The organism is Ignavibacteria bacterium, from assembly GCA_016873845.1.
Taxonomy (GTDB): domain Bacteria; phylum Bacteroidota; class Ignavibacteria; order Ch128b; family Ch128b; genus JAHJVF01.
Window position 1 is genome coordinate 1 of record VGVX01000080.1, and the last position, 10,801, is coordinate 10,801.

The 10,801-nt window shown below is 36.3% G+C and carries 7 protein-coding genes; 1 reads left to right on the forward strand and 6 read right to left on the reverse strand.

Annotated elements, in window-relative coordinates; all coding sequences use genetic code 11:
- Positions 1–3,532: hypothetical protein (locus FJ213_11575; protein MBM4176792.1), on the reverse strand; the 3,532-nt coding region annotated here is incomplete at its 3' end.
- Positions 3,533–3,861: 329 nt separating this feature from the next.
- Positions 3,862–4,074 carry a hypothetical protein gene (locus FJ213_11580; GenBank protein MBM4176793.1) on the reverse strand — a complete coding sequence of 71 codons (213 nt, stop codon included), beginning with the start codon at positions 4,072–4,074 and terminating at the stop codon, positions 3,862–3,864.
- Between the two features lie 77 nt (positions 4,075–4,151).
- Here FJ213_11580 and FJ213_11585 point away from each other — a divergent pair, with 77 nt between their 5' ends.
- On the forward strand, positions 4,152–7,265 hold the full coding sequence (locus FJ213_11585; protein ID MBM4176794.1) for a hypothetical protein: 3,114 nt from the start codon (positions 4,152–4,154) through the stop codon (positions 7,263–7,265).
- A 2-nt stretch (positions 7,266–7,267) separates the two neighbouring features.
- Here the strand turns inward: FJ213_11585 and FJ213_11590 are convergent, their stop codons facing one another.
- The 4 genes from FJ213_11590 to FJ213_11605 all read right to left on the reverse strand — a co-directional run.
- Complete coding sequence (locus tag FJ213_11590; protein MBM4176795.1) at positions 7,268–8,296, reverse strand: hypothetical protein; 1,029 nt, start codon at positions 8,294–8,296, stop codon at positions 7,268–7,270.
- Positions 8,277–9,008: a prephenate dehydrogenase gene (locus FJ213_11595; GenBank protein ID MBM4176796.1), complete on the reverse strand. Its 732-nt coding sequence runs from the start codon at positions 9,006–9,008 to the stop codon at positions 8,277–8,279. Before FJ213_11595 ends, FJ213_11590 begins: the two co-directional genes overlap by 20 nt.
- 3 nt (positions 9,009–9,011) lie before the next feature.
- Positions 9,012–10,352 carry a chorismate synthase gene (gene aroC / locus FJ213_11600; protein ID MBM4176797.1) on the reverse strand — a complete coding sequence of 447 codons (1,341 nt, stop codon included), beginning with the start codon at positions 10,350–10,352 and terminating at the stop codon, positions 9,012–9,014.
- An 8-nt stretch (positions 10,353–10,360) separates the two neighbouring features.
- Positions 10,361–10,801 (reverse strand): 3-deoxy-7-phosphoheptulonate synthase (locus tag FJ213_11605; protein MBM4176798.1); only part of this gene is annotated, 441 nt, incomplete at its 5' end.

Consider the following 10,801-nt stretch of genomic DNA (forward strand, 5'->3'; position numbering starts at 1 on the left):
AAAATTTGTGTCCTGTACCACCAGTAATTCTAATACCAAATGGATTATAAATTGTGCTTGAAGTACTATAATTGATCGTATTAATCCCATATATCATATTATTAGAAATTACGATGTTGGATACATTTGTACCTGAGGCAATGTTTATACCGTAAGCTCCCCATCCTCCTGTTGCATTTTGCTTAATATCATGGATTAGATTTCGATTGATTGAAGCACCAGTAACATTTTGCCCAATATTGATTCCAGCAATATTAATACTGACTGCAGAAATAATATTAAAAATTTCATTTTGGGAAATTAAAGGAGGATTAGCGCCTTCGACATAAACACCATAGTATCCAATATAGTCTGTTGCTGTATTTGAGCCAATAATATTGGATGAAATATTTAATCCGCTATTTATACCAGTTGAAGGGGCAACAGCATATATACCATGATAAGCTTTGCTGATGATATTGTTCTGAATTGTTAAGTTGTTATTATTTTCACCAGCCGTTCCAATGGTTGATGCACTTCCGACAAAGATTGCATAACTTGTATAGGTTGTACCAGTATTCAATCCATTATTGATGTTGCAATTTTTAATTGTATTATTCATAGCACCAGCACCTATACCGAGGCTTCCAATCCAAATAGCAGCAATAGGCGGCGCTGTACCTGAATTTGAAATTGTTAAGTTGCGCGATGATGTTCCGCTGTTAGATCCATCAATTGTTACATAATCTGCACCATTTAATTTAATGATTGCGGAAGCAGCACCAGAAATAGTTGCATTAACTGAAGATGCTGGTTTGATAGTAAGTGTATTCGTGCTGGTCGTTCCCGGATTCTGATTAATAACTATTGGGAATGTTTCCGAAGTTGAATAATCAGCGTCAAGAAGGGAGAATGTAACTGGACCAGTTTGCTCCTTCGCATTAAAATCGTTTATTGCAGCAGTTAAAGTGGCATAATCTCCACTAATACCAACAGTTTTTATTCCGCTAATCGCGCCTATGATAATATACGAATTAGGTGTAGTCGGTGGTGTTGAGGCAGCAGGCGGATTAGTCGAAAAGCCACTAGCTCCCACGGATGGGCTTGCACCAACGTTGGGAGTTCCAGCATTGTCTTGAGCACAGATATAATATTTGACCGTGTCGCCAAGAACCACACCCGCTCCAAAATTAAAAGTATATACGCTTCCAACCACAGAATTTGGAGTCGCAGCAGTATATGACGCAGCTGAATTAATCTTCCAATAAAGATTTGGCCAGCCCGGTGAAGTTGTTGGCACACCGCTTGGATCAGTAACTGTTACTGCTAAGTTTCGAGCAGTTAATGATGAAGTATTCATTAACGCAGTATAAGTCATAGTCGGTGGTGTTAGATCCAATCCCACACCGTTAAACTCATCAGCGCCTACATCTGGAGTTGTTGCATTCCTCGTCTGACCATCGAAGTCATCGGTGATAGAAATTGGAGCGCTAATAACACCAGCACCGCTTTCGATCTGAGTTGGCGCGGTTGTATTAATATGTAAATCGTATGGCGGTGTCGTTGAATTTACAAATGTTGCATTTTCACTAAAGGATGCTGCTTCCAACGGAGAGACTCGAGCTTTATACCCAGCAATAGTCTGATCTGAATTCGTGCCATCATAATATATTAAGTTAGTTGCGCTTGGTGTACCAGCAAAAAATAAATTGTTATTTGCTGCTACGAAGTTTGTAAGAGTAGTACTGCTTCTTCGATAAGCAGCTGTAAATCCTGTTCCAGCCGATGTTGATGCGTTCACAATAATATTATTACGCATATCAAGAGCACCAGATGTTGCTGTAGTGCTGGTAGTAACATATATTCCGCTTGTACCAAAATTTGTACCAGTCGAAGATGCATTCAAAAAGATAGTGTTGTAATAAATTCCAAGATTTGCAGTAGTACTAGCAGCAATGCTTCCAATACCTCTAATAGCATCAGTAGCTGCACAAGTTGGAGCTTTAAGCTCGGAGACAAAATTATTGTAAATGTAAGTATTAGTTTGGGCACTTACGTAAATTCCAGTAACTGTACCCGCAGTTGTCCCTATTGATGAAGAAGATAAATTATAAATTGAATTTTTGTAGATACTCATATTACCTGAACCACAACTAATACCCCAGATCGTACCACCCCCAGTTAAATTATAAACTGAGTTATTATAAACTGAGCCTGCAGCTAAAGTTCTATGAATTCCATACATTGTGCCGGTTCCACCTGTAATATCTTTAACGGTATTGTTGTATATATTGTGAGTGCATGTACTAGCTGTAGTTGACAGAAAACCATAGAATGTTGATGAACCAGTAAGTGTAATATTCGAAATAGTATTATTATAAAGATTCTCAGTGTGGGTACCGCTTCCATTGTTATAATAAAAGTAAAAAGTTCCACTTGCACCGGTTCTATTAATAGTTCCACTGATTGAATTTCCAGAGATGGTCTTTGTAGCAGCACTGAGGCTGGTGCTCGACCAAATGAGACCTACAGATCCAGTTGAAGAAAGTGTTCCAGCTGCAAATGTATTGTTATTATAAGTTTCCGATGTTACAGCATTAGTATTATAGATATAATAAGTGGCTGATGAGGCAGAAGAATTAGCCATCGTAATATTGTTATTACTGCAATTTATATCCCCCGCAACACCACTTGAGGTAAATACTCCGTATAAAGTTGATCCATGTGCAGAACCGCCATCGGCATTGTTAATTGTATTGTAGGCAACATTTGGATTAATTACATATATAAAGTACACACCATAAGTTGCAGTTGCTGAGCCGCCGCCAAAATTTTTAATGATATTTCCAGCACCAGATTGACCAACTATAACGCTTGAGTCAGCAAAACCAGTTGCAGATGATCCTCGCACGTAAATTCCTGCATGGACATTCTGGACTGTGTTACCTGTTAACACAATATTTATATTACGCCCACCTTGATCTGTTACAGTTACACCTGTGGCTGATGAGAGCGAGGTTGTTCCATTACCAACGTAGATACCCATGACGAAGGCACTCGTACCTTTTGTCATTGTTATCGTGGCATTTTTAATCGTAAGATTTTGACAAGCATCTGTTCCGTTGTTTTTATGAGTCAGATATCCATACTCGATACCACTTGCACCTGAAACGTCAATACCATCGAAGGTAATATAGTCTGTGCCATTAAATTTTATTACTGCGTCACCGGCACCACCCAATGATGATGTCGTAAGAAAACCTCCATCTGTTCTTGAGATTACCGGATTTGCTCCAGTTCCACTTTTTTGGAAAACAATAGGATTCCCAGAAGTTCCAGTTGCATTGATAACAAGTGAATCAGTACTTGATTCAGTATGACCAGCTGCAACATTAAAAGTTACACCTCCAGATCCTACACCAGATGAATTTAAAGCAGCGATTGCAGCCTGAATAGTAGTATAATCGCCAGGAATAGTTTTCGTTCCAGTTAATTGTGCGAACGATAAACTAAACATTAGAAGGATAAAAAGTACCGGAAGGAATTTTTTCATAAAGCTCTCCTTTAAGCTGATTGTTAAAATTTGTTATTTTGTTTTTGTCTAACTATAGTTAGCAGGTTGAAACAACCCCAGGCTTAACAATCGTATCGGAAGTGATGCCATCAATATCCAATGTAAAAAACTGTTCTCTCCTTTTCACTTGTGCGATATAGCTCTTTTTGGACTGATAGTCAATAGTTTTTTCTTAATCAAAAATGAGTTTGGCTCAGTTTTTGACTTAGTTATGCCTTCCCGCTAATTTCACTACCTTCAGTCTCATTCTTTAATCCGCATACGCATTCCGCTTCGGCGGACGAGACTATCGACTAAGGCCAACCTAACTAATGGGCAGGTTCCTCATTGATTGCGGCTGAACAGGAATCGGGATTTGCCTTGAGGTTTACACTATTTAATTCAGCTATTTTTTTTCTAATTTTCAGTTCAACTCCTTCGTGGGAAGTTCCTTTCACTAAAAGGTTCAATTCGGGACAGAAAGCTGAATATTTATTTTCTCCATCTTTTCTTATCAATATTTCATAATTCTTTTTATCCACTAATTTTTCCTTTCAATAATTTTGATAACTTTGCACTCAATATATAAAATGAAATTTATTAACCAATCCAATAAATCATGACAAATATCTCGATAGAAACAAAGTCAGACGAAAAAACGAGATTAATCCTTGCTGTATTTTTCATCCTCAGCGGAATGACAGGATTAATTTACCAAGTTGTATGGTTCAAGTATCTTGCTCTGTTCCTAGGCAATTCAACCTATGCTCAGATGATAGTGCTGGCAACTTTTCTTGGAGGACTTGCATTAGGAAATTACTTTATTGGTACACGGGTTGACAAGTTTATTTCGCCCGTAAGGTTATATGCTATTTTAGAATTAATTATAGGTGTCTATTGCTTTTTATATCCATTGATCAGCACCTTCTTAGGAAAGATTTATATTGAAGCTGCGATATCACTTGGAGTTGAGTCGAATTTAATTTTATACAATTCGTTTAAATTATTGCTTAGCTCCAGCTTGATATTACTTCCGACGATTTTAATGGGGGGGACACTTCCAGCATTAACAAAGTTTTTTGCAGCAGAAATTTCAAGCATTCGTAAAGAAACTGCGACACTTTACTTTCTGAATTCATTTGGAGCAGTGATAGGCACTTACTTTGTTGGATTTGTGCTTATAGAAAATTTTGGATTTAATGTTACTATTTACATAGCTGCATTCATAAATGCTGCAATCGGACTGATCACATTAAATTTACCAACAGGCAAATCGATACCAGGTGAATTACTTAATGAACCTAACATCCCCACTGATAGTGAGGTCAATTTTAGTAAAAAAATTATTTCAGTTTCTATTATTGCTGCCGGAATATCGGGCATGGCTGCTCTACTTTATGAAATGGTTTGGGTGAGAGTATTGATTAATATTTTTGGATCGTCCACTTATTCATTTTCAATAATGCTGATGGCATTCATCAGCGGAATCACACTTGGAAGTTTAATAGTTGCGTCGGACAAATTCAAAAAGTATGATAAAGTTAATGCAATAATTTTTTGTCAAACTGCAATCGCTGTCAGTACGATGATCATTTTACCATTTTATGAGAGACTTCCATATGATTTTTTAAAGCTCTCTTCGATTCTGGTAAAAACTGATACAACTTTTGGGATATTTTTGAGTATTGAGTTTCTTGTCTGCTTCTTGCTGATTTTCATTCCGACAATTTTTATGGGTATGACTCTGCCGCTTGTTGTTGAAATCGTTTCTACGTCTTCAAAAAAAGTTGGTTATTCTGTCGGGACTGTATTTTCTGTGAACACTGCCGGTACAGTTATCGGTGTGGTAATCACTGGTTTATTTTTAATCCCTAAATTTGGAATAAAAAATTCTTTCGAAATTGGAATTGTACTAAATCTTGTTGCGGCGTTCCTTCTTATTATATTCTATGATAAAATTCGCCACCGTCAGAGGATAATTTTCGTTGCCAGTTCAGCCACAATCACTATGATTTATTTATTACTCAATCCATCATGGAATATTAATTTAATGTTGAGTGGTGTATTTAAGCGTTACCATGATGTTCAGCCAAAGTCTTTCTCTGATTTTAAAAATTTTCTCGAACAAAAAAAAGTGTTGTATTACAAAGAAGGTCTGAATGCAAATGTAGGAGTAATCCAGGAACCGGGTCTAAATTCAGACCGAGTGCTGATTATAAATGGTAAACCAGATGCGAGCGACATAACTGATATGCCGACTCAAGTTTTGCTCGGACAAGTTCCGATGATGCTGCATCCAAATGCAAAAAACATTTTTATTGTTGGATTTGGAAGCGGAGTTACAATTGCTTCGACTTTGGCACATGATGTGGAAAAAGTTGAATGTGCAGAAATTTCTTCTGAAGTAATCGAAGCTGCAGAATATTTTAGGCAAGCTAATAATAATTGTTTGAATGATCCTCGTTTGAAAGTGCATATTGAAGATGCCCAGACCATTCTAAAATTATCAAACCAAAAATATGACGTCATAATTTCCGAACCATCAAATCCTTGGATAAGCGGGATTGGGAATTTATTTTCAATGGAATATTTCACTAACTGCAAGGAAAAGCTGAATGAAGATGGATTGATGGTGCAATGGTTCCATATATATGAAATGCAGGATGAAATTTTGAAACTCGTGCTTGCCACTTTTAATGAAGTATTCCCATATTCTGAGATCTGGACATCAACTTTTGGAGATATCATAATTGTTGGTTCAGGCAAAAAGCTTGAAGTAGATTTCGAAATTTTACAGCGCAAGTTTAATCAAAAAAAGGTCAAAGACGATTTCCGAAAAATCGATATAAAAAATCTTTTTACTTTCTTGAGCTGCCAGACTATTTCATCAGAAGGATTTTATTCTATTGCAAGCAGCAAAAGATTAAACACTCAGCTGAAACCTCAGCTCGAGTTCCTTGCTCCGAAGTCATTCTTCATCGGAAAAACGAGTATGCTGGTATATAATTATGATGGGCGTTTTGATACTTTAAATAACATTCTTCTAAAAGATTATTTAAATCGTGTGAAAGTTACGTCTGAGGAAATATTTAGCGCGTCAGAATATCATTTATCAAAGTCGAAGAATTACAGATTGTCCTACGCATTTGCTCGAAACCTGACTGAGCAAAAACAATCAAGTTATGTTTCAAATGTTTTACTGATGGAGGCGAAAGAGAAACTATTAATTGACAAAAATAATCGCTCTGAGTTGGAAACATTGTTAAGAATATTCCCCGATTCATCTGTCCTATTGAATAAATACGCAAATCATATTTTAAACGAGAATCTCAATGCGACAAGTCTTTTGAAAATATTCAAGTTGAGCGAAGTGGAAAAAATATTTCTTAAGGCAGTTCATCAAGATACACTATCGAAAGTGAGACTTTATATCCAGCTCGCGTCAGTCTTTTTAAAGAACAGTGAATTAAATAAGTCAATGGAATATTGTAAAAAAGCTGAGAACATTTTAAAAGATAGAGTAGATTTGCTTGGACAAGTTCCACTCTCAGAATTATATTACGCTTATGCGGCTGTGAGCATGTATTTAAACAATTATGAAAAAGTTGTCGAGTATTTTATGCAATTGATCAATGCAGATCCAAATCATCCTCAGAAAGAAAACTTAAGAAGAAAACTCGAGTGGAGATTGAAATCCGAAAAAAAACTTAGCAAAGCGATAATCATTAAGTGAAGTTACGTTTGATATTTTCGCCAGAGTAGGGTGAGTATTGAAGTGATTAAGAGTACGAATGGGAACCACAATACTATTTCCCAAATCCCTTTTGATTGATAAATATAGGTCGCGATATTTCCAATTATTATCCATTGAAAAACATAAACTGCAGTTACATTTCTTCCGAGCCACTCTGCATATCTAATTACATAATTGTTCTGTAAAAAGCTTAATATAAAATGTATGGCTATTGTCCATCCGGTTAAGAAAATTATGCACCAGACATAAAAAAGAAATCCATGGTGGTAATAAGCCTGTAAATTTGCTGAGAGAGATGTTGACCAATTAATTGTTAAAGCAGTAAAGATCGCAACGAGAATGAATCCGATCAGTAGATTTCTTTTTTTGAAGTACTTCGTAAAAACTTGTCGTAATAATAAGTTATACAATAAAAAGCCTGACAATGGATAGACAAACCAAATGAAGAAAGGGAAGTAAGCCCATTCGCTGATTCCGAAAAGGAAAGAAAGAAAATATTTCCATGTATCCGGAATTAGCGGATCGATTTTATTCACGACTTCAGCAATTAGGATTACGAAAACTAAGATTATTACTTGCCAAATTGATTTGTCTGCGGTGAATTTTTTTATTCCAGCAAGCGCAATTAAACTCAAGCCAGCTAAAGGAAGAATATCAGCCCCGAAGATATATCTATATGGATCAAGATTTTCTCCATAAAAATATATTTTAATTAACAATGATAAATTGAGCCCAACATTCAACAATATCCCTCCAAGGAAAAGCTTAATTCCTCTCAGTAACTGAGTGTCAAAGTCTTTTTTGGATTGAGCAGCAAAATATCCCATTACAATCATGAAAATTGGCGCTGCTGGTGCGGCACCAAGAAAAAGAGAAACCTTACCAATTGTGCTGTGAAAAATATCTTGACTGGCGAACAATTCCATAATATGAACTTGAATCATTAAAAGAATTGCAATCCCTTTTAATAGATCTGCGAGTCGATTTCGTTCAGTGTTTTGAAGCATCATGATCATCCAATTTCAGATTCAATTTCATAAATTCTTCAATTACTTTTTTCCGCATTTCATTAGAAAACCTATTGAATTTATTCATATCGTGGAAGAGTTCTATTGTGTCAGCGTTTGCTCGCGTAATTATATCAAATAAATCAAAATATCCTTTCGTTCCAATCTTATTTTTTGGAAGGGGTAAATTGCCAAGTCCTCTTCCGATAAATTGAGTTAAACAAAGTGTCCAAGCCATTTGTCGATCATGTTCTTCAGCAGACATGTTAATAATTCTCAAACCTTCTTTTATAAAAAAGCCTTCAAGTTTGCGATATCTTTCTACGCTCGCCTGTCCGTACGTCATAATTACTTGATGATCTTTCAACGATTCTGTTACGCTTTCGGGACCAAAAAGGGGATGGAGACTTACGATCTCATTATTTGGAAAGTACTTTTTTAGGGCGGACAGCGGAAATTCCTGAACCGAACATAAATCTGCCGCCAATGCATTTTTATTAATGAATGGATAAATTTCCATTATTGCATCTTCGAGTTGGGATATTGGGACTGCAAAAAAAAGGAATTCACATTCAGAAAATTTGTTATAACAGTCTTCCTTCTCTCCATTCGTCAGTAAAAAAGATTTATCATAAATTTCAAACTGAAAATATTTAGCAAAATATTTTACGAAAAGCTTTCCGAATCTGCCATATCCAATAATTCCTGCTTTCAAAAATTATCCTTTGGTTTGAATAAACTTTGAACGTTCAAGAATAAGTTTCATTATCTTTTCGATAAGTTCTTTATCCAAACTTAGTTCCTGCGCAGCCGAAATCCAGTTTTTATAAACTCTCTTTTCTCTACCCTCATCTTCAATGTCAAAACCATTTATATTTTTGACCTTTGCTACCTCTCTAACGAGGTCTTCTCTTGCGTGAATTAACAGAAGAATTTGTCGGTCGATTAAGTCTAGTTCATTTCGTTTTTCATCCAAATTTTCTCTGCCAGTAACAATCCTTTCTTGCATTAAAATGTGATCGATTAGCACAAGAGCTGTCATCGCTTCGGCTACGGGAACAATTCTTGGACAAATGCACGGATCGTGTCTACCGCCAATTTGGATCTCTACTTCTTCTCCAGATGTAGTTACACTTCTTTGTTTTTTTGAAATTGAAGAAGTCGGCTTGACCGCAATCCGAAAATTTAATTCTGATCCGCTGGTAATTCCGCCGAGAATCCCGCCGCTGTTATTAGTGATTGTCTCAATTTCTTTTGTTTCAGGATTGAACATGAATTGGTCATTACATTCACTCCCGCGCATTTCAGCTGATTTGAAACCACTGCCGACTTCAAAACCTTTTACAGCGCCAATGGACATCAATGCATTCGATAGGTCAGCGTCTATTTTATCGAATACAGGCTCGCCAAATCCAGCTTTAAGACCAGAAACACGAATCTCAACGATTCCGCCGAGCGAGTCCCCATCCTTCCGTGCCTCATCAATTAGTTCGATCATTTTTTCTGCTGCAAGTTTATCCGGAGAACGTACAATGTTTTTATTAATTTCTTCTTCAACAAAATCATTAATTTCGACCGAAGAAATTTTTTTTGTATAAGCCACGATTTTAATTCCTCGAGAATTTAAGAGTTGTTTTGCTATAGCACCGGCTGCAACTCTCGAAACAGTTTCTCTTCCAGATGCTCTCCCACCTCCTTGGTAATCATATATTCCATATTTTTTTAGAAAAGTATAACCTGCATGCCCAGGGCGAAAAACTTCTTTCAAATCAGAATAATCCTTAGCTCTTGTGTCTTCATTTCTGATTAACATACATAGCGGTGTGCCTGTTGTCTTTCCTTCAAATATTCCTGAGACAACCTGTACTTTATCAGATTCTTTTCTTCGAGAAGTTACTTTACTCTGTCCAGGTTTTCGTTTATCTAAATCTTTTTGGATTTCAGAAACATCAATAAGTAAGTTTGGTTGAATTCCATCAATTACTACTCCAACTACTGGTCCATGACTTTCTCCAAATGTGATTACTCTAAATAAATTTCCGAAAATGTTACCAGCCATACTTCACCTCAATTAAAAATATTTATTAACTTCTTTGTCTTTTCCATTAATTCGCCAAATTGAGCAGGGGATAGAGTTTGATCAGCATCAGAAACGGATTTTTCAGGTTCAGGATGAACTTCAACCATCAGTCCATCAGCACCTGCTGCCAGTGATGCAAGACTCATAGGAATGATTATATCTGTTCTGCCAGTACCATGACTTGGATCGACAATTACTGGAAGGTGTGATAATTTTTTAATTACAGGAACAATATTTAAATCCAGAGTATTGCGAGTATATTCGACGAATGTTCTAATTCCTCTTTCACATAAAATTACTTGTTGATTTCCTTCTGATAAAATGTACTCTGCACTCATTAAAAACTCCTGAAGGGTCGCTGACATTCCGCGTTTCAATAAAATTGGCTTTCTGATTCGACCAGCGGCTTTTAACAATTGATAATTCTG

Bases quoted from the DNA above. Each gene is read 5' to 3' on its own strand.
- FJ213_11585 (MBM4176794.1), top strand. From the start codon at position 4,152: ATGACAAATATCTCGATAGAAACAAAGTCAGACGAAAAAACGAGATTA.
- FJ213_11590 (MBM4176795.1), bottom strand. From the start codon at position 8,296: ATGATGCTTCAAAACACTGAACGAAATCGACTCGCAGATCTATTAAAA.
- aroC (MBM4176797.1), bottom strand. From the start codon at position 10,352: ATGGCTGGTAACATTTTCGGAAATTTATTTAGAGTAATCACATTTGGA.